The 23,631-nt window shown below is 68.6% G+C and carries 22 protein-coding genes; 8 read left to right on the top strand and 14 right to left on the bottom strand.

Annotation, left to right across the window (positions count from 1 at the left end; all coding sequences use genetic code 11):
• Positions 1-8 precede the first annotated feature (8 nt).
• Together HWX55_RS08355 and HWX55_RS08360 are read right to left on the bottom strand one after the other, a co-directional pair.
• Entirely contained in the window at positions 9-869 is an 861-nt protein-coding gene (locus HWX55_RS08355) for a BON domain-containing protein (protein ID WP_175975261.1), read from the bottom strand.
• Positions 870-1,053: 184 nt separating this feature from the next.
• Entirely contained in the window at positions 1,054-1,416 is a 363-nt protein-coding gene (locus HWX55_RS08360) for a chemotaxis protein (protein WP_175975262.1), read from the bottom strand.
• Between the two features lie 268 nt (positions 1,417-1,684).
• On the opposite strand from HWX55_RS08360, the gene HWX55_RS08365 reads away from it, so the two are divergent.
• Positions 1,685-3,277: an ATP-binding protein gene (locus HWX55_RS08365; RefSeq protein ID WP_175975263.1), complete on the top strand. Its 1,593-nt coding sequence runs from the start codon at positions 1,685-1,687 to the stop codon at positions 3,275-3,277.
• 10 nt (positions 3,278-3,287) lie between these two features.
• Here HWX55_RS08365 and HWX55_RS08370 read toward each other — a convergent pair whose 3' ends face one another.
• From HWX55_RS08370 to HWX55_RS08385, 4 genes are all read right to left on the bottom strand, one after another.
• The gene (locus HWX55_RS08370) at positions 3,288-3,611 is read right to left on the bottom strand and encodes a four-helix bundle copper-binding protein (protein ID WP_175975264.1); all 324 of its coding nucleotides are present in this window, start codon (positions 3,609-3,611) and stop codon (positions 3,288-3,290) included.
• 59 nt (positions 3,612-3,670) lie between these two features.
• Positions 3,671-4,876: a zinc-dependent alcohol dehydrogenase gene (locus HWX55_RS08375; RefSeq protein ID WP_175975265.1), complete on the bottom strand. Its 1,206-nt coding sequence runs from the start codon at positions 4,874-4,876 to the stop codon at positions 3,671-3,673.
• A 143-nt stretch (positions 4,877-5,019) separates the two neighbouring features.
• Positions 5,020-5,490, bottom strand: a complete 471-nt coding sequence (locus HWX55_RS08380) for a DUF1269 domain-containing protein (protein ID WP_175975266.1) — start codon at positions 5,488-5,490, stop codon at positions 5,020-5,022.
• Positions 5,491-5,521: 31 nt separating this feature from the next.
• Positions 5,522-6,160 (bottom strand): NAAT family transporter, encoded by a 639-nt coding sequence (locus tag HWX55_RS08385; RefSeq protein WP_175975267.1) that lies wholly within the window; start codon positions 6,158-6,160, stop codon positions 5,522-5,524.
• A gap of 122 nt (positions 6,161-6,282) precedes the next feature.
• Between HWX55_RS08385 and HWX55_RS08390 the strand changes: the two genes are divergently transcribed.
• The gene (locus HWX55_RS08390; RefSeq protein ID WP_175975268.1) at positions 6,283-6,501 is read left to right on the top strand and encodes a DUF6566 family protein; all 219 of its coding nucleotides are present in this window, start codon (positions 6,283-6,285) and stop codon (positions 6,499-6,501) included.
• A gap of 49 nt (positions 6,502-6,550) precedes the next feature.
• On the opposite strand, the gene HWX55_RS08395 is transcribed toward HWX55_RS08390, so the two are convergent.
• Entirely contained in the window at positions 6,551-6,928 is a 378-nt protein-coding gene (locus HWX55_RS08395; protein ID WP_175975269.1) for a DUF5594 family protein, read from the bottom strand.
• A 42-nt stretch (positions 6,929-6,970) separates the two neighbouring features.
• Positions 6,971-8,500, bottom strand: coding sequence for an FAD-dependent oxidoreductase (locus tag HWX55_RS08400; RefSeq protein ID WP_175975270.1), 1,530 nt, complete (start codon positions 8,498-8,500; stop codon positions 6,971-6,973).
• Between the two features lie 233 nt (positions 8,501-8,733).
• On the opposite strand from HWX55_RS08400, the gene HWX55_RS08405 reads away from it, so the two are divergent.
• A complete protein-coding gene (locus HWX55_RS08405; RefSeq protein ID WP_175975271.1) occupies positions 8,734-9,894 on the top strand; it encodes an NAD-dependent formate dehydrogenase in 1,161 nt (386 codons plus the stop codon).
• Between the two features lie 23 nt (positions 9,895-9,917).
• On the opposite strand, the gene HWX55_RS08410 is transcribed toward HWX55_RS08405, so the two are convergent.
• From HWX55_RS08410 to HWX55_RS08430, 5 genes are all read right to left on the bottom strand, one after another.
• Positions 9,918-11,342 carry a PLP-dependent aminotransferase family protein gene (locus HWX55_RS08410; protein ID WP_175975272.1) on the bottom strand — a complete coding sequence of 475 codons (1,425 nt, stop codon included), beginning with the start codon at positions 11,340-11,342 and terminating at the stop codon, positions 9,918-9,920.
• Between the two features lie 361 nt (positions 11,343-11,703).
• Complete coding sequence (locus HWX55_RS08415; protein WP_175975273.1) at positions 11,704-11,952, bottom strand: hypothetical protein; 249 nt, start codon at positions 11,950-11,952, stop codon at positions 11,704-11,706.
• A gap of 34 nt (positions 11,953-11,986) precedes the next feature.
• Complete coding sequence (locus HWX55_RS08420; protein WP_175975274.1) at positions 11,987-12,445, bottom strand: DUF1269 domain-containing protein; 459 nt, start codon at positions 12,443-12,445, stop codon at positions 11,987-11,989.
• 87 nt (positions 12,446-12,532) lie between these two features.
• A complete protein-coding gene (locus HWX55_RS08425) occupies positions 12,533-12,985 on the bottom strand; it encodes a phosphate-starvation-inducible PsiE family protein (protein WP_050014020.1) in 453 nt (150 codons plus the stop codon).
• Complete coding sequence (locus tag HWX55_RS08430; RefSeq protein ID WP_175975314.1) at positions 12,982-13,359, bottom strand: LysR family transcriptional regulator; 378 nt, start codon at positions 13,357-13,359, stop codon at positions 12,982-12,984. The genes HWX55_RS08425 and HWX55_RS08430 overlap by 4 nt, the downstream gene beginning before the upstream one ends.
• Before the next feature lie 414 nt (positions 13,360-13,773).
• On the opposite strand from HWX55_RS08430, the gene HWX55_RS08435 reads away from it, so the two are divergent.
• From HWX55_RS08435 to HWX55_RS08455, 5 genes are all read left to right on the top strand, one after another.
• Entirely contained in the window at positions 13,774-14,853 is a 1,080-nt protein-coding gene (locus HWX55_RS08435; RefSeq protein ID WP_175975275.1) for a Dyp-type peroxidase, read from the top strand.
• Positions 14,846-15,661 (top strand): family 1 encapsulin nanocompartment shell protein, encoded by an 816-nt coding sequence (locus HWX55_RS08440; RefSeq protein WP_175975276.1) that lies wholly within the window; start codon positions 14,846-14,848, stop codon positions 15,659-15,661. The genes HWX55_RS08435 and HWX55_RS08440 overlap by 8 nt, the downstream gene beginning before the upstream one ends.
• Before the next feature lie 102 nt (positions 15,662-15,763).
• Positions 15,764-16,033, top strand: a complete 270-nt coding sequence (locus HWX55_RS08445) for a hypothetical protein (protein ID WP_050014023.1) — start codon at positions 15,764-15,766, stop codon at positions 16,031-16,033.
• A gap of 516 nt (positions 16,034-16,549) precedes the next feature.
• Positions 16,550-19,390, top strand: a complete 2,841-nt coding sequence (locus tag HWX55_RS08450; RefSeq protein WP_175975277.1) for an AAA family ATPase — start codon at positions 16,550-16,552, stop codon at positions 19,388-19,390.
• A gap of 122 nt (positions 19,391-19,512) precedes the next feature.
• Positions 19,513-21,792: an FdhF/YdeP family oxidoreductase gene (locus HWX55_RS08455; protein ID WP_175975278.1), complete on the top strand. Its 2,280-nt coding sequence runs from the start codon at positions 19,513-19,515 to the stop codon at positions 21,790-21,792.
• 135 nt (positions 21,793-21,927) lie between these two features.
• On the opposite strand, the gene HWX55_RS08460 is transcribed toward HWX55_RS08455, so the two are convergent.
• Positions 21,928-23,349 carry a cytosine permease gene (locus HWX55_RS08460; RefSeq protein ID WP_175975279.1) on the bottom strand — a complete coding sequence of 474 codons (1,422 nt, stop codon included), beginning with the start codon at positions 23,347-23,349 and terminating at the stop codon, positions 21,928-21,930.
• Between the last annotated feature and the right edge of the window lie 282 nt (positions 23,350-23,631).

Raw genomic sequence — 23,631 nt, forward strand, 5'->3', positions numbered from 1 at the left:
CACGGGGGTCAATGGCGCGGTTCGCGCTCGCGGCCGCTCACCACGGTGCCCGGTTCGGGGTCGCGTGCGGCAGGCTGGGTCGGCGTGACGGTCCGCTGGTCCGGATGCAGCACCATGCCCGTATCGTGTTCGTCGTCGCGGCGCACGCGCACGCGATTCTCGACGTCGCGCACGCCCAGGCAGCCGTCGGCCAGATCCTCGATGTCGTGCTTCATCCAGCGCGCCGGCACCGTGCGGTCCAGCTCGACGCGACCTTCTTTCACCTGCACGGCGACGTCGCTGACGTCGATCTCGAGCGCGTGCGCGAGCCGCTCGCAGACGTCCTCGCGAATCCGCTCGTCCGAGCGCGTATAGCCTTTCGGCCCGCGGCGATGGCGCAGTGCGTCGCGTTCGGCGTCCCGGCCGAAGCGCGACAGGTCGGGGGCGCTGCCGCCGTAGCGCGGGTCGCCGCGCGGGTCGCCTATGTCGCGCTCGCCGTACGCGCCCATCCGATGCGCGCCGCGGAATTCCGGCCGCTCGCCGCCGTACCGGCCTTCGCGACCCTCCGCACGGCGGCGGCCCGGTTCGCCGTAGCCGCGCTCGGGGTCCCGCGCCGGCTGGCGCGCGCCGCCCGGCCAGTCCGGGTCGGCCGCGCCCCGCCGCTGGTCGGCCGGCCGCGCCGCGCGCTCGGTCCATTCGCTGCCCCAGTCTTCCGGGCCCACGTCCTCGCTCGCGAAGCGGCGGTAAGCCGATTCGTAATCTTCTTCCGGCCATCGGGCCGGGTCGTCCGGGATGCGCTCGCCGGCGCCCCGGTACGCGCGTTCGTTGCGCTCGTGCCAGTCGGGCGGGCCGCCGCGCTCGCCGGACCGTCCGGGATATCGTCGTTGCATCGTGTCTCTCCTTGATCGCCTGCGCCGCGCACGGCACCGTGCCGCGTCGCGGCGCGCGTCGGTCGGGTGAATGCAAATCGCGTGCCGGCGCCGTGGCGGGGCCGCGACGGTTGCGCGCCGCAGCGCCGGGAAGCCGTCAGGCGCCCCAATCTGCAACGCGATTGCAGTTTTTGCGTGCCGGGCGTCACGGCGCGGCGCCGGATTCGTCCGGGTCGTCCGGGTCGTCCGTGCGGCCGGGCTCGCTCAGCCGCTCGGTGCGGTCCGGCTCGATATCGGCGCCTTCCTCGAGCGTCGAATCGCCGTCCGCCGACGCGCGCTCGCCGGTCCCCGCGCGGTCCGTATCGCTGTCGAGCGCCGCGTCGCCGCGTTCGAGCGCGTGGTCGTCCAGCGGCGAATCGACGTCGAACGGATGGCGCCGCGCGCCCGCCGTGTCGCTGCCGCTGTCGGACGAGTCGCTCGGGCCGAGCGCCCGGCCGTCGCGGCCGCGGCTGGCGTTGTCGTCGTCCGGGCCGGCCGGTTCGTTATCGGGATTCAGCGTGCTGTTCATGTCGATCTCCTTGCCTGGCTTGCCGCCGCGCGATCGGCCGGACGGCCGCCGCACGGCAGGCGGACTGCACGTTCGTGCAATCGGCATGCCGCGCCCGGCGCGGACGGCGGGCCCTGCGGACGGCACGGCCCATGCGCACCCATTGATCAGCTGAATCGAGTTCCTTTATGCTTTCGGACGTGCCAATTCGCTCCGTATGGCCGCCGCCGGCGCGCCCGGCAGCGGGCCGGCGACCTGCGGCCGCCCGTATGTTCAACTTGCCGCTCCGATGAAGAAAGACGACGCCGATCTCCAACCGCATCCGCCGCCGCCCGGTTCGCCCGACGCGCGCGACCTGCAGCACCGCTTCGCCGAATTCCGGTTCCAGACCGTGGTGGAGTCGATCACCGACTATGCGGTTTTCATGCTCGACCCTTATGGCAACGTCGCGACGTGGAACGCCGGCGCCCAGCGCATCAAGGGTTACGCCGCCGCCGATATCGTCGGCCACCATTTCTCGCTGTTCTATCCGTCCGACGCGATCACGGCCGGCCGGCCGTCGCAAGGGCTCGCGCTGGCCGCCGCACACGGCCACTTCGAGGACGAGGGCTGGCGCGTGCGCAAGGACGGCACGCAGTTCTGGGCGAGCGTGACGATCACGCCGGTGTACGACGCGACGCACCAGTTGTGCGGCTTCATCAAGATCACGCGCGACATGACCGAGCGCAAGCGGCTCGAGGAGCTCGAGGCGTCGACGCACCGGCTCAGCGTGTTCATCGCGATGCTCGCGCACGAGCTACGCAATCATCTCGCGCCACTGCGCAATTCGGTCGGCGTGCTGCAGAGCCTGCCCGATCCCGCGCCCGCGCTCGTGCAGTGTCGCGACGCCGTGCATCGCCAGGTCCGGCAACTGACGCGGCTCGTCGACGATCTGCTCGACGTCGGACGCATCACGGCCGGCAAGGTCGAACTCGCCGCGCGCCCCATCACCGTGCGCGACATCGTGTGCCGCGGCGTCGAAAGCATCCAGCCGAAGCTGGCCGCGCGCGGGCAGTGGATCCGCGTCGACCTGCCGACCGATTCCGTGGTCCTGCACGGCGACGACGCACGGCTCGTCCAGGTGCTGCACAACCTGCTCGACAACGCGTCGAAATTCTCGCCGCACGGCGGCCGGATCGACGTCGGCGCGCGGATCGAGGGGCCGTCGGTTGCGATCCGCGTCGTCGATCACGGCGCGGGCATCGCACCGGGCGCGCTCGAAACGATCTTCGACCTGTTCCAGCAGGAAGGCGCATCGGGTCGCTCCCCGTCCGACGGCTTCGGGCTCGGGCTCGCGATCTGCCGATCGTTCGTCGAACTGCACGGCGGGCGGATCGTCGCGGAAAGCGACGGGCCCGGCCACGGCGCAACGTTCACGATATGGCTACCGATCGCGCAAACGACCCGCAACGCCCCCTCCGCATCGCCCGCGCCAGCCGCGCTCGAACCGCCGGCCGACGCGCCGCTGCGCATCGTCGTCGTCGACGACAACCGCGATTCGGCCGACACGCTCGCGGTGCTGCTGCAACTGAAAGGGCATGCGCCGCGCGTCGCGTACAACGCGGCCGATGCGCTGGCCGTCGCGCGCGACTACGCGCCGCAACTGATGCTGCTCGACCTGACGATGCCGGACGTCGACGGCTTCACGCTGCTGCAGGAACTGCGCGCGATCGACGCGCTGCGCGACACGACCTGCGTCGCGCTGTCCGGCCATGCGCGCGCGTCCGACCTCGCGCGCACCGAACGCGCGGGCTTCGACGACCATCTCGTGAAGCCCGTCGAGATGGCCGTCCTCGACGCGCTGCTGCAGCGCGTCGCGCGCCAGGTTCAGGACACGCCGTAAGCGCCCGTACTCAGGCCATCGCGCGGCACATCGCCGCGCACGCCTCGCACGCGAGCGCACAGCGGCGGCAATGCTCGTGCGCATGCCGCGAACACTCGGCCGCGCACAAGTCGCACGCGTGTGCGCACAGCGCGCAAATGCGCGGTGCGAGCCCGCTGCGGCGCGCCATCGCGCCCGACGCGAAGCGGCACAGCTGCGCGCATTCGATGTCGAGCGCGATGCAGCCGGCCAGCGCGTGCACGTCGCGCTCCGCGAGGCAGGCGGCCGCACAGGTGTCGCACGCGTGCGCGCAGGCGTCGCACGCGGCCATGCAGTTGTCGTATTGATCGCTCATCGGAGGGCTCCCGGTTTCGGTTTGCGTCGTTTCGGTGTGCATCGTTTCGGTTCGTGTCGTCACGGCGTCAGCTTCACTTTCATCCAGCCGGGCTCGCGTACGTTGAACGCGCGATACGCGTCGATCGCGTTCGTCAGCGGCTCGCTGCGCGTGAGCACCGACAGCGGGTCGAACGCGCCGCTGCGCACCAGCTCGACGAGCGGCGGCGTCACCGTCCGGTGATTGCAGTTGCCCATCTTGATCGTGAGGTTGCGGTTCATCGCCTCGCCGATCGGAAACACGCGCGCCGCCTGCGGATACACGCCGATCACCGAGATCGTGCCGGCCTTCGCGACCGCGCGCACCGCCCATTGCAGCACCTGCGACGGCCCGTCGCCCGGCACCCAGTTGCGGCCGTCCGGCTTGCGGTGCGGCGCGATCGCGTCGACTTCCGCATCGAACGCACGCGCGGCGTCGCGATCGGCGGCGGCAGGCCCATGCGTCGCGCGCATCGCATCGACGCCCACCGCGTCGATCACGCGATCGACGCCGATCCCGCCCGTCAGCCGCAATATCGTGTCGACCGGATCGTCCTCGGAAAAATCGACGATCTCGGCGCCCTGTGCGCACGCCATCTCGAGTCGCGACGCGATGCGGTCGACCGCGATCACGCGCCCGGCGCCCATCAGCTTCGCACTCGCGATCGCGAACTGCCCGACCGGCCCCGCGCCGAACACGGCGACCGTATCGCCTGGCTTCACTTCCGCAAGCTGCGCGCCGAAATAGCCGGTGGGGAAGATGTCCGACATCAGGATCGCGCGATCGTCGTCGATCGCGTCGGGCAGCCGGATCAGGCTCGCATGCGCAAGCGGCGTGCGCGCGTATTCGGCCTGCAGCCCGTCGACCGGGCCCGTTTCCGCCGGCCCGCCGAAGAACGAAGTGCCCGCGCGCGGGCCCCCGGGGTTCGCGACGTCGCATTGCGCGGTGTAGCCCGCGCGGCAGTATGCGCAGCTGCCGCACGCGATCGTCGATGGAATCAGCACGCGATCGCCGCGCCGCAGGTTGCGCACGTCGCGCCCGACCGCCTCGACGATGCCGACGCCTTCGTGGCCGAGGATCGTGCCGGGCTTCATCCCGCCGAGCGTGCCGCGCACCATGTGCAGATCGGTGCCGCAGATCGCGCTGGCGGTCAGGCGCACGACCGCGTCGGTCGCCGCGGAGACTTCCGGATCGGGCACCGTGTCGATGCGAATATCGCCGATGCCGTGAAATACGACTGCTTTCATGTCAGGCCCTCCTTGTCGAAAGCGGAAACGGTGAATGTGACCGTCGAGCCGATCGAGCAAGGGGTGCGCCTGTGCAGCGCGCGGGGTGCGGTGATGTGTGGGCGGGAAGCGCTGCGATTTCGGGGAAAGACCGTGTCGGTGTGTCAGTTCGTCGGCGGGTCGTTGCCGTCGTTGCCGTCGCGTGCGTTCGAGATCGCTTCGACGAGCTTCAGTTCGTCGTCGATCGACAGCGTCGTGTCGGTCACTTCGCCGCCCAGCGATGCAAGCCCGGCGCTGAGCGCGTAAATATCGACCTGCGTCGCGGCCAGCCCGAGCGACACCGTGCCGGGACGCGCGTTGCGCGCGACGCGGTCGGTCAGCGCGTCGTCAACCGGCCGCCCGCGCCACGCGTCGAGCGACGATTCGATATGCGCGACCACATTGTCGAGCAGCGAGCCGGACGACACGCGGCCCGGGTCGACTGCATGCGTGCGCAACTGTCCGTCGGTCGAGCAGGCGACGATCACGACACCCGCGAGCGCGACGACGTGCCGGTCGCGCAACGTGCCGAGTTCGGCCAGCGCGCGACGCGCTGCGTCGAAATCGGGGTAAGACAACACGATCAGCGTGTTCATCATGCGACTCCATGCAGTCGAACGGGCGCGCTCAATGCGACAGCCCGAACGCGGCCTTCAGGCTCGCGACGATCATCTGCATCGCGATCGCCGCGAGAATCATTCCCATCAGGCGCTGCGTGACGGCCGTTACGCGCGGCGACAGGTAATGGCCGATCAGCGGCGCCGACAGCAGCGACACGGCCAGCAGCACGAGAAACGCGCCGAGCCCGAGCGCGAACGCGAGTTCCTGCCCGGTTGCGACGGCGCCGTGTCCGAGCACGATCATCGTCACGATCGTGCCGGGGCCAACGAGCAACGGGATGGTCAGCGGATAGATCGCGACGCTTTCGGCGGCCGTCGGATCGGCGCCTTCGTCGCTGCCCGGCGCATGCTGGCAGCTCGGCGAACCATGCAGCATCGACAGCGCGATCAGCAGCACCAGCAGCCCGCCCGCGAGACGGAAATCGTCGATCGTCAAACCGAACACGCGCAGGATCGCGCCGCCCGCGACGGCCGACACGATGCAGCCGACCGTCACGCCGATCGCGGCCGTCAGCGCGACCTTGCGGCGCACGCCGTCCGCCGCGCCTTCGGTCAACGACAGGAACACCGGGATGTTCGCGATCGGGTTCATGATCGCGAACAGCGCCGCGAACACCTTGATCGAAAAGGTCAGGTCGAAGGTCACCGGGTCGCTCCCGTCTCGCGCGGCAAGCGACAGGCCGCCGCCGGTTGGTTTTCGATGCGCGGCGCACGCCAGGCTGATACGATCCACGCACCACGTTCATTCACGACGGAGGGCCCCGATCGATGCAAGCCACCGACACTTTCAAGGGTCACGAGATTCGCGTCGACGCGACGCGCAACGCGAACGGCGCCTGGGTCGCGCAGGTGCGGATCTTCCGCGACGGCGCGCCGGTCGATCTTCCCGCGCCCGAACTCGTCACGCCCGAATGGCTGACGTGCGACGAAGCGCTGCGCGGCGGCATCGACCAGGGCCGCGTGATCATCCGAACGCGCGACCGGTAACCGCGCGCGGTTCGGCCGCGCGCCATCGGCCGGCATCGCGCGACGCACGTCACGCATCGAAATCGAGGTCGCCGATCAGGATCTCGCGATCGCGCTGGGTCCGGCTGCTGAAATCGACCGGCAATTCCCTCTGCCAGCGCTCGATCGTGACCGGCAACGCCGCGAGATAGCGATCGAAGCGGCTGTGGTCGGGCTCGGCCAGCAGACCGGCGATTGCATCGTCGCGCCACGCGAGCCGCGCGTTCAACCGGTTCGGCAGCCCGACCGTCGACGTGAGACCGATCACGTCGACACAGGTCGAACTGCCCTGCCCGTCGTGCGGCACGACGTCGACCTTCACTTCGCCGGGCTGATACAGGTCGCGCAGGCGCGTCGCGATACGCGGCGCGAACTCGGTTTCGAAACGTGCACGGACATCGGGGTTCATCTCGTCTCCCTTCAAGGTTCGGTGGGGGTCGTCATGCTGCTTTCAGGCGGGCGCGATCTGCCGCTCGAGCGCCGCTTCGGCCTTCAGGCTGTCGAGATCGCGGGCGATCGTCACGACCGCGAGCCGCGTGTTACCGCGCCAGTATGCGATCGAGCAGTCGTGCGCGCCGAGGTCGCCGTCGATCTCGACGCGATCCCATTGCTCCGCATGGCCGACATAGCGGAGCGTCAGGTCGTAATGCTGGCTCCAGAAAAACGGCACCGCGTCGAACGGTCGCTGCTGACCGAGCATATTGCGCGCGGCGACGATGCCCTGCCGCTCGGCGACGACCCAGTGCTCGACGCGAATCCGCTCGCCCGTCAGCGGATCGGGCCAGCGCGCGATATCGCCGGCCGCGTAGATGCCCGGCGCGCTCGTCTGCAGGAACCGGTCGACCGTCACGCCGCGCTCGACGGCGAGCCCCGCGTCCTGCGCGAGCGCAACGTTCGGATGCACGCCGATGCCGACCAGCACGACGTCGGCCGGCAGCACGTCGCCGTTCGACAACGTCACGCTGTCCGGCCCGATCCGTGCGGGCGTCGCGCCGAGATGGAACACGACGCCGTGCGCTTCGTGCAGCGCCTTGATCGTGTCGCCGAGCGCATCGCCGAGCACGCGGCCCATCGGATGCGGATCGGGCGCGACCACCTGCACGTCGAGCCCGCGCGTACGTAACGCGGCGGCCGCTTCGAGCCCGATGAAGCTCGCGCCGACCACCACGCAGCGGCGCGCGGTTTTCAGCCTGTCGATCAACGCATCGCAATCGGCGCGCGATCGCAGCACACAGACGTGCGGCAGATCGGCGCCGGGCACGTTCAGCCGGTTCGGCTCGGCGCCCGTGGCGAGCAGCAGCGCGCCGTATTCGATACGGCTGCCGTCGGCGAGCTCGACCGCCCGCTGCGCGGGATCGAGCCGCGCGACCCGTGTGTTGCAGCGTACGTCGATCCGCTGCTCGGTATAGAACGACGGCGCGCGCAGCGGCAGCCAGTCGGCCTGAGCCGTGCCCGCGAGGTAATCCTTCGACAGGTTCGGCCGGTCGTACGGCGGATCGGCATCGGCGCTCAGCAGCGTGATCGGATGCGGATAGCCTTCCTGCCGCAGCGTCACGGCCGCCGCGATTGCGGCCGCGCCGCCGCCGACGATCACGACCGAGGCCGGCGGCCCGGCCGCCTTCAGCGCGGGCGGCACGGCGGCCGGCCGCGCATCGATAACGACCGCGCGGCCGTCGCGCCGCTCGACGCGCCAGCACGGCAGCCCGTCGAGCGCCGGTGCGCGCTCCATCTCGCCGGTGCGCAGGCAGAACGCCGCGTGATGCCACGGGCAGCGAATCGTGTCGCCGACCAGCAGGCCCTTGGCGAGCGGGCCGCCGTAGTGCGGGCATTGCGCGCCCACCGCGAACAGTTCGTCGCCGCGGCGCACGAGCAGCACGGCCGTATCGCCGACATGGCCTTCGATCATCGCGCCGTCGGCGAGATCGTCGAGCGCGATCCCTTGCGTGAGATCGGGTGAGGACGCAGCATCGCTTCCAGTCATGACGTGGCTCCCGAAAAGTCAGGTAACGATCCCATTATCGACATCCGTCCTGAAAAGAACAGGTACAGAGGCCCCGCAGCGCACGAGAAACGCGGACTGTAGCTTGTACGCGATCCGCGACCGGCGTAGAACGTGATCGACGTTGCGGCGCAACACGCCGGCCGCGCTGCGAGCGGCCGCGCGACCCGCGCAATCCGCGTGCCGCCTTCCCCCTGTCAAAGGAACGCTACCCGATGGCCACCGTGCTGTGCGTGCTCTACCCCGATCCCGTCGACGGCTATCCGCCGCGCTACGTACGCGATGCGATTCCGGTCATCACCCGCTATGCGGACGGCCAAACCGCGCCGACGCCGGCCGGCCCGCCCGGCTTCCGGCCCGGCGAACTCGTCGGCTCGGTGTCCGGCGCGCTCGGCTTGCGCGGCTATCTGGAAGCGCACGGCCACACGCTGATCGTCACGAGCGACAAGGACGGCCCCGATTCCGAATTCGAGCGCAGGCTGCCCGAAGCGGACGTGGTGATTTCGCAGCCGTTCTGGCCCGCGTACCTGACGGCCGAACGGATCGCCCGCGCGCCGAAGCTCAAGCTCGCGCTGACGGCCGGCATCGGCTCCGATCATGTCGACCTGGACGCCGCCGCACGCGCGCACGTCACGGTTGCCGAAGTCACTGGCTCGAACAGCATCAGCGTCGCCGAGCACGTGGTAATGACGACGCTCGCACTGGTGCGCAACTATCTGCCGTCGCATGCGATCGCGCAGCAGGGCGGCTGGAACATCGCCGACTGCGTGTCGCGCAGCTATGACGTCGAGGGGATGCATTTCGGCACGGTCGGCGCAGGGCGCATCGGTCTCGCCGTGCTGCGCCGGCTGCACCCGTTCGGCCTGCATCTGCATTACACGCAGCGCCACCGGCTCGATGCGTCGATCGAGCAGGCGCTCGCGCTCACGTATCACGCCGACGTGGCATCGCTCGCGAGCGCCGTCGATATCGTCAACCTGCAGATTCCGCTGTACCCGTTGACCGAGCACCTGTTCGACGCGGCGATGATCGCGCGGATGAAGCGCGGCGCGTACCTGATCAACACCGCACGCGCGAAGCTGGTCGACCGCGACGCGGTCGTGAATGCGCTCACGTCCGGCCATCTCGCCGGCTATGGCGGCGACGTGTGGTTTCCGCAGCCGGCGCCCGCCGATCACCCGTGGCGCACGATGCCGTTCAACGGAATGACGCCGCATATCTCGGGCACGTCGTTGTCCGCGCAGGCGCGCTATGCGGCCGGCACGCTGGAGATCCTGCAATGCTGGTTAGACGGCAGGCCGATCCGCAACGAATACCTGATCGTCGACGGCGGCACGCTCGCGGGCACCGGCGCGCAGTCGTATCGGCTGACATGACGTCGCACCGCGCGCGGCGGCGCTCAGCCGGCGCAGGCGGCGGCGAGCTTGCCGACGGCGACGGCCGCCTGCTCGATCTCCGGCGACCACGGGCTGCTGTAGTTCAGGCGGATGAAGTTTCGATAGGTGTCCGCGATCGAGAACATGTAGCCGGGGCCGATCGTGATCCCCTGCTCCAGCGCAAGCTGGTACAGCCGCATCGCATCGACCTGCGAGGGCAGCTCGACCCACAGCACGTACCCACCCGCCGGGCTCGACATGCGCGTGCCTTCCGGAAAGAACCGCGACACCATCGCGCGCATCAGGTTCGCCTGCTGCGCATACGCCTTGCGAATCCGCCGCAGGTGATGCTCGTAGCCGTCGCGCTCGAGAAACTCGGCGATCGCCAGTTGCGGCAATGACGGCGTCGCGAGCGTATTCAGGAACTTCAGTTTCTCGACCTGATCGCGGTAGCGGCCCGGCAGCGCCCAGCCGATCCGGTACGCCGCCGTCAGGCTCTTCGAGAACGACGAGCAATGCAGCACGATGCCATGACGGTCGAACGACTTCAGCATGCTCGGATGCGTGTTGCCGAAATACAGTTCGTTGTAGACACCGTTCTCGATGATCGGCAGGTCGGCCTTCGTTGCGAACTCAACCAGTTCGCGCTTGCGCTCGTCCGGCATCTGGAACCCCAACGGATTCTGGAAGTTCGGCATCACCATGCACGCGGCGATCGGCTGCGACTTCGCGATCGCGGCCAGCGCCGCGATGTCGATTCCGTATTCCGGATGCGTGGCCACCTCGATCGCCTTCATCCCCATCCGCTCGATCGCGTGCAGCATTGCGTAGAACGTCGGCGATTCCACCGCGATCGTGTCGCCCGGCTTCGCGACCGCCTGCAGGCACAGGTTGATCGCCTCCGTCGCGCCGACCGTCACGATGATCTCGTTCGGGTCCACCGACATCCCGTTTTCCAGGTAGCGGCGCGCGATTTGCCGGATCAGCCGCGGATGGCCGGGCGGCAGTCCGTCGGTCACGCCCCACAGCGACTTGTCGCGGCCGGCCGCATACGCGTAGCGGTTCAGTTTCTCGAACGGGAACAGGCTCGGGTCCGGGTACGGCGAGCCGAGCGGCACCGCGTCGTCCGTGCCGATCGAGCGCAACGTCGACAACACGAGCCGGCTCACGTCGACCGACGACGAGATCGCGATCGGCTTCGACGGCCGCAGCTCGCGCACCGGCGCGTGGCCGTCGTCGCGCCGCAGGTTCACGAAATAGCCCGACTGCGGCCGGCTTTCGAGCAGCCCGCGGCTTTCCAGCAGCAGATACGCATGCAGCACCGTCGTGATGCTGATCCGGTGCTGCTGGCTCGCCTGCCGCACCGACGGCACACGGTCGCCGTGCCGATATACGCCTTGCCGAATGAGTCGCTCTACGTCGTTCGCAAACTTCTCGTAGAGCTTCATCCGCCTCGCCCCGGCAGCGATGAACCGGCTTGCACCGCATGGGCGGCACGGCCGCGCCGACGCATGAAACCGGATAGCCGTCGCCGGGCGCGGGTGTCTCGGCTGGAACCTCGTCCGTTATCGAAATTGAAGGCGGATAGCAATGCGAATCTCATCAAGACAAGGTTCGGCATCCTACTGCGTCATTTCGGCGAATGTAAGTGACAGTTTGGCGAGGAAACGTCAAATCCGGCCGGCGTGGTGAACAGATGCGCATGCGACGTCGCGGCCGCCGTTCGCCGCGCGCATGTCATGACGTCCCGACGATGGCAGAGCGGCCGGCGGTGTTGCGAAGCCCGGCCATGTGCGGGCTCGCTCGCACTCACGCGTCGTCGACGTTGTCCGCGTAGTGGTCGATCGCGACCTTGCACTCGTCGAACACCACCGTCAGCAGCGCGACGTCGTTCGACTCGAGCCACTTGCGAATCTGCAGGAACTGGCCGGTGCCGAGATCGGAGACGCGGCCCGGATCGTCGGTCGTCACGTCGACCGTCGCGATCGCGCGATTGCCGGGCAGCGGCGACAGCGTCGCCGCGATGTCGAAGCGGCGGTACGATTGATCGATGCGCATGCAATGCTCCCGAATCGGTTCGAAAGGGGCGCGCTCAGTCGAGCGCGTGGCGGAAGACCTTGCCGCCGAATCCCGTGACGACGTTGTCAACCGAGAACGGCGTGTCCTCCTTCGCTTCGAGAATGACCGCGACGCTGCCGGGCACGAGCCGCGCCGCGACCGTCTCGACGAACGTGCCGTCGAGCAGCGCGTTGCCGGCCGCTTGCGCGAGAATGCCGGCGCCCGCGCCGGCCGCCATGCCGGTCACCACGCCGAGCGGTCCGGCCAGCAGGCCGAGCAAGCCGCCCGCGATCGCGCCGATCACGCCGCCCCTGAACGGCCGCGATTCGGCGTCGAGCACCGCGAGCTTGCCGTTCGCGTCCTTCTCGACGACGACGCCATTCTCGATATGGAATCCTTCGTTCTTCTCCGACAGCGCATCGAAATCGTGCGCGGCCCGGCGGGCCGTGTCGACGCTGTCGAATATGGCGACGATCAATTGCCTGGTAGTCATGCGACACCTCGCGTGTTGGGATGAGGATAGGGCCGCCGCCCGTCGCACGGCGCGACTGGGTTCGCCGAGAATGCCGCCCGGGCCACGTTACTTGCGGACATGCACGTCGTCCTCGACATCGTCGACGTCCGCCGGAAAGCGATGCTGGCCGAAGCTCAGGATCAGCACGCCGACCGCGAGCAGCACGATCCCGAAAGTCGTCATCAGCATCCGCTCAGGGCTGTCGGTCGCGCCGCGCAGGATCAGGTCGCGCGCGAGCGACGTCATCGCGATGAACAGCGGAAACCGCACCGGCAGCCGGCCGAGCCGCAGGTAGCGCAGGTCCATCGCGAGCACTTCCAGATACAGGAACATCAGCAGCAGGTCCGTCAGCGACACTTCGCCCGCGAGCACGACCTTCCACGCTTCCTGCGTCATCGCGAACGCGGTCGCCAGCCCGATCACGACCAGCCCGGCCAGCTCGGCCGCGTGAAGGAAATGGCCGAAGCGGCGACGAATGCGCTCGGCGGTCGTATCGGCGGATGCAGTGGAAATATTCAACGCGTTGTCCGGTGGAGTGTCGTCGGTGCCGCGATCGATGCTCCATCGCTGCGGCGGGGGGTGTCGGGAAACGGAAAGCCTGCGACGGGCGGACTGGAAACCGTTGCGCACGCACCGGTTCCGGTCACGCCGGTCGCCTGCGCAACCGCGGACAGCGTGCGCCGGCAACACGCATGAAACGCGATGCCGGCCTCGGTGCACACGACGTCGTTGCCCGAGCGGTCCAGCAGCAACCGGCAACCGAGATAGCGTTCGAGGCCATCGAGCCGCGTGCTCACCTGCGCGACGTCGAGCTTCAGATCGGACGCCGCGCCGGACAGCCCGCCGTGCTCGACGATTGCACCGAAAATACGCATCGCTTCCAAAAGGTTCATCATGATGGTCGTCGTCGGGCGGAGCGGAACCTAATCTACTGCACGCGACACGCACGCTCAAGAGCACAGCGCCGCGCGCGCCAGGAGTACAGCTGCGCGGGCGCCGCACAAAACCGGGCCCTGTTTGATCCATTCGAATGACAGATCATCGATACGTGTTCCAAAGACCCGTCGAAGCTGCTAGATTGCAGGCTCGACGACGTTACGCGGTGCGGACAGCTCACGCGCCGGGCGAACGCGCGGCCGCCACGTCCGCCTCCCCTTCGCGCCGGGGGCCGGCCGCCGCCGCTGCGGCCCGTTGCGCGATGCCCGCGCAACGTCCTTCATCCGCACGTCACAAAGAGAACCGTCGCATGACACAGTTCAACCGTTCGCGTTCGCGCGCCGCGGCTGCCGCGGCCCGTCCGTCCCGACATGACTGACCGGCAGGCCGCGATGCAGATCACCCCTCCCCCGCTCTCCCAGGCCGTCCACAGCCCGATCACGCGCAGCGCGATCTTTCTCGTGGCGACGATCAATCCCGGCGCCGATCACGCCGACACGATCCGTTCATGGTGCGGCGACATCGCCGCGCTCGTGCGCTCGGTCGGCAAGCGCGTGCCGGGCGGCAACCTCACGTGCGTCTGCGGCTTCGGCTCCGACGCATGGGATGCGCTGTTCGGCGAGCCGCGCCCCGCGTCGCTGCATCCGTTCCGCGAATTCGGCGCCGGCCAGCGCGTCGCAGTGGCGACGCCCGGCGACATCCTGCTGCACATCCGCGCGGAAGCGATGGACCTGTGCTTCGAATTGGCGACGCAATTGCTCAATGCGCTCGGCGACGCGGTCACGGTCGTCGACGAGGTGCACGGCTTCCGCAATTTCGACCAGCGCGCGATGATCGGCTTCGTCGACGGCACCGAGAACCCTGAAGGCCGCGAAGCGGTCGACTTCACGGTGATCGGCGACGAAGACGCCGAATTCGCGGGCGGCAGCTACGTGCTCGTGCAGAAGTACCTGCACGACATGGCCGGCTGGAACGCGCTCGCGGTCGAGACGCAGGAGCGCATCATCGGCCGCACCAAGCTGTCCGACATCGAGCTCGCGCCGGACGTGAAGCCGTCGTGCTCGCACAGCTCGCTGACCACGCTCGACGAGGGCGGCCAGGAAGTGAAGATCCTGCGCGACAACATGCCGTTCGGGCGCCCGGGCGCCGGCGAATTCGGCACCTATTTCATCGGCTATGCGCGCTCGCCGGCGCCGATCGAGCAGATGCTCGAGAACATGTTCGTCGGCCGCCCGCCCGGCAACTACGACCGCCTGCTCGACTACAGCCGCGCGGTCACCGGCTCGCTGTTCTTCGTGCCGTCGGCCGACCTGCTCGAAGCGCTCGCCGACCGCCCCGCGCCGGCCGCCGAAGCCGCCCAACCGGAATCCACGCCGTCCGCGCCTGCCGCACCGCGGCGCGACGGCTCGCTGAACATCGGCTCGCTGAAAGGAACCCCGACCTATGAATAACCTGCATCGCGAACTCGCCCCGATCTCGTCGTCCGCCTGGGAACAAATCGAGGAGGAAGTGGCGCGCACCTTCAAACGATCGGTGGCCGGCCGCCGCGTCGTCGACGTCGAGGGCCCCGCGGGCCCCGAGCTGTCGGCCGTCGGCACCGGGCACCTGCTCGACGTCGACGCGCCGCGCGAACTCGTGAACGCGCGGCTGCGCGAAGTACGCGCGATCGTCGAGCTGACGGTGCCGTTCGAGCTGAGCCGCGACGCGATCGACAGCGTCGAGCGCGGCGCGCGCGACGCCGACTGGCAGCCGGCGAAGGAAGCCGCGCAACGGCTCGCGTTCGCCGAAGACAGCGCGATCTTCGACGGCTACCGCGCGGCCGGCATCATCGGCATCCGCGAAGGCACGTCGAACCGCCGGCTCACGCTGCCGGCGGACGTCGGCGCGTACCCGGACGCGATCAGCGACGCGCTGGAAGCGCTGCGCCTCGCCGGCGTCGACGGCCCGTACTCGGTCGTGCTCGGGTCGGACGCATACACCGCGCTCAGCGAAGCGCGCGACCAGGGCTATCCGGTCCTCGGCCATATCAAACGCATCGTCAGCGGCGAGATCATCTGGGCGCCGGCGATCAGCGGCGGCTGCGTGCTGTCCACGCGCGGCGGCGATTACGAGCTGCACCTCGGGGAAGACCTGTCGATCGGCTACACGAGCCACACCGACAAGGGCGTCCGCCTGTACCTGCGCGAAACGTTCACGTTCCTGATGTTGACGAGCGAGGCATCGGTGGCCGTGGCGCCGCAGGGTAACGCAGCCGCCTGAGTGCGATTGCAGGCGCGCGATGTCCGCCCGGGCGTCGCGCGCCGGCCGCGCCGCCGGCCATGGGTTCGTCGCCGCTCCAGCCCATTTTGCATGGAGGATTTCATGAGCGAATCGAATGATGCATTACAGGCGCTGCAGGCGTCGGTCGCGACCCTGAAGCAGACGGTCGACGCGAACGCCAGCCGCCAGGCCGGCGACACCGCCGTGCTGTTTACCGTCGTGTCGCTGATGCTGGCCGAGCTGCCGCCCGACACGCGCAACCTGATCGAGGATTCGTTCTCCGTCTGGGCCAATGGTCTGCAGAATGCGGCACTGTCGGCCGACGTCAAGCAGATCGCGCGGCAACGGCTCGCGATGACACTCTCCGACTGATCGTGGTGCACCGCGGTTGCGCGATGGTCGGCGCGTGCGGTGTCACCCGCCTTCGCCTTCCCCGGCCGCACCGCGCGTCTCGGCTGCGGTGCGCGCATGGCCGGACGCCACCGGTTCGCGCTGGCGCGTCGCGTCCCGTCTGGCCCCCGTTCGGCCGCTGCCGGCGCACTGCGCGCCGATGTCGCACCGCGCGTCGTTCGCGCGCCGCCCTTTCCCGCGCCTTCCACCGCAAGCCGTACGCGCCGCACACGCCCGCGCCGCCGACCGCTTGCGCGTCTGTACTCCTTGCCGCCCCGGCCCGCGTCCATGTGAGGGTGCAATTCACGGCCGGTCCGGCATGGAACTGTGTCTTGGACGGGCCGCGTCGATTCGTTATTTTGAACGCAGTCGAAGCGATGCCGTGGGCTCCTTGCGGCACTCGCGCTTCCCGCCCCGACCGCGATCGGGACGCGCGAGCGCCGCACCGCATCGGGCGTCACGCTTCGACCCACCTTCACCGACAGGAGCCAGACCACCATGCCCGCACTTTGCGATATCTGCCACGCGCGGCCGGCCGTTGCACGCGCCACCGTGATGCAGGACGGCGAGCGCAAGACGATCTCGATCTGCGATTACCACTTCCGCCAGCTGATGCGGCATCAGAGCATGCTGAATCCGTTCGATTCGCTGCTCGGCGGTGGCGGACCGTCGTCGCTGTTCGGCGGGCTCGGCGACGAATCGCCGCTCGCCGCCGAGATTCCGCGCGAATCGGTCGATCCGACCGACGCGTTCAGCGAACAGACGCTCGAACTGCTGCAGCGCGCGGCCGAGAAGGCGCACGAGCTGCGCCGCAGCGAGCTCGATTCCGAACACCTGCTGTACGCGCTCGCGGACACCGACGTATGTGCCGCGCTGCTGAAGGAACTGAAGCTGTCGCCGGAGGACATCAAGACGTACATCGACGCGCACGCGCACACCGGCACGGCCGCTCCCGACGCGCCGCTCGACAAACTGTCGATCTCGCCGCGCGTGAAGAAGGCCGTGCAGTACGCGTTTCAGGCGTCGCGCGATCTCGGCCACTCGTACATCGGCCCCGAGCACTTGTTGATCGGGCTCGCATCGGTGCCTGACAGCGTCGCCGGCACGCTGCTGAAGAAATACGGCGTGACGCCCGAGGCGCTGCGCCAGAAGGTGGTGAAGGTGGTCGGCAAGGGCGCCGAGGACGGCCGCGTCGATGCGCCGACCGGCACGCCGAACCTCGACAAGTTCGGCCGCGACCTCACCGCGATCGCGCGCCAGGGCAAGCTCGATCCGGTGCTGGGCCGCGCGCAGGAAATAGAGAGCACGATCGAGGTGCTCGCGCGCCGCAAGAAGAACAATCCGGTGCTGATCGGCGAGCCGGGCGTCGGCAAGACCGCGATCGTCGAGGGGCTCGCGCAGCGGATCGTCAACGGCGACGTGCCCGAAGTGCTGCGCGGCAAGCGGCTCGTCGAAGTCAACATCAACTCGATGGTGGCCGGCGCGAAGTATCGCGGCGAATTCGAGGAACGCGCGAAGCAGCTGATCGACGAAGTGACCGCGAAGCAGGATGAACTGATCCTGTTCATCGACGAGCTGCATACGATCGTCGGCGCGGGCCAGGGCGGCGGCGAAGGCGGCCTCGACATCGCGAACGTGCTGAAGCCCGCGCTCGCGCGCGGCGAGCTGAGCCTGATCGGCGCGACGACGCTCAACGAATACCAGAAGTACATCGAGAAGGACGCCGCGCTCGAACGCCGCTTCCAGCCCGTGTTCGTGCCGGAGCCAAGCGTCGAGCAGACGATCGTGATCCTGCGCGGGCTGCGCGACAGTCTCGAGGCGCACCACCAGGTGACGTTCGCCGACGCCGCGTTCGTCGCGGCCGCCGAGTTCGCCGACCGCTATATCACGTCGCGCTTCCTGCCCGACAAGGCGATCGACCTGATCGACCAGGCCGCCGCGCGCGTGCGGATCGGCGCGACGTCGCGCCCGGTCGACATTCAGGAAGGCGAAGCGCAGATCGCGCAACTGAAGCGCGAGCAGGACTACGCGACGTCGCGCAAGCGCTTCGACGAAGCGAAGCAGTTCGAAGAGCAGATCAGCGCGAAGCAGAAGGCCGTCGACGAGATGATGGAGGCGTGGCAGCGCAAGACCGGTTCGGAGACGCTCGAGGTGACCGTCGAATCGGTGGCCGAGGTCGTGTCGCGGCTGACCGGCATCCCCGTGTCCGAACTCACGCAGGAAGAGCGCCAGAAGCTGCTGAAGATGGAGGAGCAGTTGCGCGAGCGCGTGGTCGGCCAGGCCGATGCGGTGGTCGCCGTCAGCGATGCGGTACGGCTGTCGCGCGCGGGGCTCGGCCAGACGCACCGGCCGATCGCGACGTTCCTGTTCCTCGGGCCGACGGGCGTCGGCAAGACCGAGCTCGCGAAGGCGCTGGCCGAGACCGTGTTCGGCGACGAGCAGGCGATCATCCGCATCGACATGTCGGAATACATGGAGCGCCACGCGGTCGCGCGTCTGATCGGCGCGCCGCCCGGCTACGTCGGCTACGACGAAGGCGGCCAGCTCACCGAGCGCGTGCGGCGTCGCCCGTACAGCGTGATCCTGCTCGACGAGATCGAGAAGGCGCATCCGGACGTCTACAACGTGCTGCTGCAGGTGTTCGACGACGGGCGTCTCACCGACGGCAAGGGTCGCGTGGTCGATTTCAGCAACACGATCATCATCGCGACCAGCAACCTCGGCGCGGCGATCATCATGGACAACCTCACGCAGCCGGAAGCCGCGCGCAAGACCGACAAGGCGATCCGCGAGGAACTGATGCAGGTGCTGAAGGGGCATTTCCGGCCCGAGTTCCTGAACCGGATCGACGAGGTGATCGTCTTCCACGCGCTGTCGAAGGACAACATCCGCGCGATCGTGCAGATCCAGCTCGATCGCGTGGTGCGCACCGCCGCCGCGCAGGACATCACGCTCGTGATGGGCGATTCGCTCGTCGCACACCTGACCGAAGCCGGCTACCAGCCTGAATTCGGCGCGCGCGAGCTGAAGCGCCAGATCCGGCAGACCATCGAGACGCGGCTCGCGAAGGAAATCCTCGCCGATCGGCTGAAGTCCGGCGACAAGTGCGAGGTCGACTACGACAAGGACAGCGACGAAGTGAAGTTCAACAAGCTCGCCGCGCCTGAAGCGAAGGAGGCGAAAGACGCAAGGGACGCCGACGGCAAGGCCAAACCGAACGGCAAGGCCGCCAAGGCAGCAGCAGACACAAAGCCGGACGACACGCCCGCCGACGCCCCGCCGCCTGCCGCGAAGCTTTCGGGCAAGAAGTCGTCCGGCGCGAAGAAGGACGCGCACTAAAACAACGCATGCCCCGCAACCCGGGGCGCGCATGATCGGCTCCGTCCGCGGACGGAGCCGCCCCACGCCGCGACACGGCGCAACCGAGCCACCCGCATCGGGCCCGGCTATTGGAGATTCACATGACAAATCGACGCGAAGTGCCAGGCATCAGGAAATACGACGGGCCCGCCGGCGGTTGGGGCGCGCTTCGCGCGACAGCCGATGCGGTGCGGTCGCAGATGGAAACCATCGAGGCGCCGATCGTGCTGATGCGGACCAACCAGCCCGACGGTTTCGACTGCCCCGGCTGCGCGTGGCCGGACAAGGAACACAAGTCGACGTTCCAGTTCTGCGAGAACGGCGCGAAGGCCGTCACGTGGGAAGCGACGACCAAGCGCGTGACGCCGGAGTTCTTCGCGGCGAACACCGTGTCGTCGCTGCTGCGCATGTCGGACTACGAACTGGAGAACATGGGCCGGCTCACGCATCCGCTCGTCTACGACCGCGCGACCGACACGTTCCGCGCGATCGAATGGGACGACGCGTTCGCGCGCATCGGCGAAGTGCTGCGCGCGCTGCCGCCCGAGCAGGTCGAGTTCTACACGTCGGGCCGCGCGTCGAACGAAGCCGCGTACCTGTACCAGCTGTTCGCGCGCGAGCTCGGCACCAACAACTTCCCCGACTGCTCGAACATGTGCCACGAGCCGACCAGCGTCGGCCTGCCGCAGTCGATCGGCATCGGCAAGGGCACCGTGTCGCTCGAGGATTTCGACCACTGCGAGCTGATCATCTCGATCGGCCACAACCCCGGCACGAACCATCCGCGGATGATGGGCACGCTGCACGAGTGTTCGCGCCGCAACGTGCCGATCATCGTGTTCAACCCGCTGCGCGAACGCGCGCTCGAACGCTTCGCCGATCCGCAGGACATGATCGAAATGGCGTCGTTCGGCTCGACGCGGATCGCGTCGACGTACTACCAGGTCGACGCGGGCGGCGACGCGGCCGCGCTGAAGGGCATCATGAAGGCGCTGCTGAAGCTCGAGGCCGAACGCGGCGACGTGCTCGACCGCGATTTCATCGCGCAGCACACCGACGGCTTCGACGCATTCTCGGCCGACCTCGAAGCCACGTCGTGGGACGACATCGAACGCGCGAGCGGCCTCACCCAGGCGCAGCTCGAAGAGGTCGCGCTCGCGTACGCGAAATCGAACGCGACGATCGTCACGTACGGGATGGGCGTCACGCAGCACAACAAGGGCACGGCCACCGTGCGCCTGATCGCCGACCTGCTGCTGATGCGCGGCAACATCGGCAAGCCCGGCGCCGGCGTGTGCCCGCTGCGCGGCCATTCGAACGTGCAGGGCAACCGCACGGTCGGCATCACCGAGAAGCCGTCGGCCGAATTCCTGAAGAAGATCGAGGACGTGTGCGGCTTCACGCCGCCCGCGAAGCATGGGCACGACGCGGTGCAGGCGATGCAGGCGATGATCGACGGCACCGCGAAGGCGCTGCTGTGCCTCGGCGGCAACTTCGCGGTCGCGCTGCCCGATCCGGAGCTGTCGTTCCCGGCGATGGCGAAGCTCGACCTGAGCGTGCATCTCGGCACGAAGCTGAACCGTTCGCACCTGCTGGTCGGCAAGGAAACCTTCATCCTGCCGGTGCTCGGCCGCACCGAGCTCGACATGCAGGCCACCGGCCGGCAATCGATCACCGTCGAGGATTCGATGTCGATGGTCCATGCGTCGGCCGGCAAGCTGAAGCCGGCGTCGGACCAGTTGCGCTCGGAGCCCGCGATCGTCGCCGGCATCGCGCATGCGACGCTGCCGAACAGCAAGGTCGCGTGGCTCGACCTGATCGCCGACTACGACCGCATCCGCGACCTGATCGACAAGACGGTAGCCGGCTTCGACGCGTTCAACGAGCGGATCCGCACGCCGGGCGGCTTCCGCCTGCCGCTGCCGCCCACCGAGCGCGTGTGGCCAACGCCGACCGGCAAGGCGATGTTCTCGGTCTACAAGGGCGTGAAGGAGGACGCGGACGTGCTTGGCGCCGAGCAGGTGCTGCGGCTGATCACGCTGCGCAGCCATGACCAGTACAACACGACGATCTACGGGCTCGACGATCGCTATCGCGGCGTGTTCGGCCGGCGCGACGTGCTGTTCATGAACGCGGCCGATCTCGACAAGTACGGGCTCGAACACGGCGACCTCGTCGACATCGAGACGGTCACGGCGTCGGGCCGCACACTGCGCCTCGAAAAGATCACCGCGATCGAGTACGACATCGCGCCGGGCTCGGTCGGCGCGTACTACCCTGAAGCGAACGTGCTCGTGCCGCTCGACTACATCGACAAGGAAAGCGGCACGCCGTCGTACAAGTCGGTGCCGGTGCGCGTCGCGCGCTCGGCGGTGGTCTGATCCGCGGGCGGGCAAGGGTCGCGGCGCACGCCGCGCCCTTCGGCCTGCCTGCCGCCTCGCGCTTGCCGCTCGCGGCCGCCGCATCGCCCCCGATGCGGCGGCCGTTTCATTCGAGCGCGTCGAACGACGGCGCGCTTACCGCACCGCCGTCGGCGGCAGGTGCGCGCCGCCCTGCCTGCGCCGATACGCGCTGTCGCGCGTCGCGAGCCAGTAGTACAGCGGCGACGTCAGCAGCAGGCCCACGAGCCACGACAAATCCGCGCCGCCCAGATGCGCGGGAATCGGGCCCGCATACATCGGCGTGTTCATGAACGGAATCTGCACCACGATGCCGATCGCATACGCGAGCAGCGCCTGCGGATTGAAGCGGCCGTAGATCCCGCCGTCCGCCATGAAGATCGACTGGATGTCGTACTTGCCCTTGTGGATCACGTAGAAGTCGATCAGGTTGATCGCCGTCCACGGCACCAGCACGACCAGCAGCGCGAGCACGAGATCGACGAGGTTGCCGACGAAGTTCGTCGACGCGCCGATCGCCGCGTAGCAGCATGCGACGAAGATCACGACCGACACCACCGCGCGCGCCTTCGCGGTCGGAATCCACTTGTACGCGAACGTCTGCACCGACGTGATCACCGCGAGCACCGCGCCGTACAGGTTCAGCGCGTTGTGGCTGATCACGCTCAGCAGGAACAGCACGAGCATCAGCGGGCCGAGCGGGCCGGTCGCCTGCTTGACCGCGTCCATCGTGTCCGCGCCGGCCGGCACCGCGAGCACGGCCACCGCGCCGAAGATGAACGCGAGCGTCGAGCCGATCGTGCAGCCGAGGTAGGTCGCCCAGAACGTGGACGCGACGCCGACGTCCTCCGGCAGATAGCGCGAATAGTCCGACACGTACGGCGCGAACGCGATCTGCCACAGCGCCGACAGCGATACCGTCGCGAGCCAGCCCGCGAAGTCGAAGCCGCCGCGCGTCAGGAAATCGGCGGTGTTCACGTGCGACAGGATCATCCAGAAGCCGACGGCGATGCCGATGCCGAGCACCCACGTGCCGATGCGGTTCAGGATGTGGATGAACCGGTAGCCGACGATCCCGATCAGCCCGGAGCACACCGCGCCGATCACGATGCCGACGGGCACCGGCACCGACGACGCGATGCCGTGCACCGACTTGCCGGCGAGCACGATGTTCGACGCGAAGAAGCCGACGTACATCACGGCCGCGATCACCGTGACGAGCAGCGCGCCCCACGAGCCGAACTGCGCGCGGCTCTGGATCATCTGCGGGATGCCCATCTGCGGCCCCTGCGCCGAATGCAGCGCCATCAGCACGCCGCCGACCGCCTGGCCGACGACGATCGCGACGATCCCCCACATCAGGTTCAGGTGAAACATCTGCACGCCGAGCGCGCCGGTCACGATCGGCAGCGGCGCGATGTTGCCGCCGAACCAGAGCGTGAACAGGTCGCGCACCCGGCCGTGGCGTTCCGCGGGCGGCACATAGCCGATCGTGTGCTTCTCTATCATCGGGGACGCATTGCGTTCCGCGTTCGTCATGGTGAAGTCTCCAGTCCTGCGCGGCGATGCGCGCGTGCCGTTCACGCCGGCGCGCGTCGGGGTGCGCGCCGGCCATCGGTCCGGATACGCGGGCGACGCCGCGCCGCGTGCACGCACGGCGGTGCCGAACGAAGCGGCGCGTGCGCGGCAAGCGGGGACGGATGACATGTCCCGCCGGCGCGCACGCGGCCCCGTCGCGATCCAGGTTGGAGACGATGGTGCGCCACGTGCATCGCGACCGGAAAATACTAAAAATATTTCCGCGACATACGAAAAAGCTCT

The sequence above is a fragment of the Burkholderia sp. BCC1047 genome, assembly GCF_902833155.1.
Taxonomy (GTDB): domain Bacteria; phylum Pseudomonadota; class Gammaproteobacteria; order Burkholderiales; family Burkholderiaceae; genus Burkholderia; species Burkholderia sola.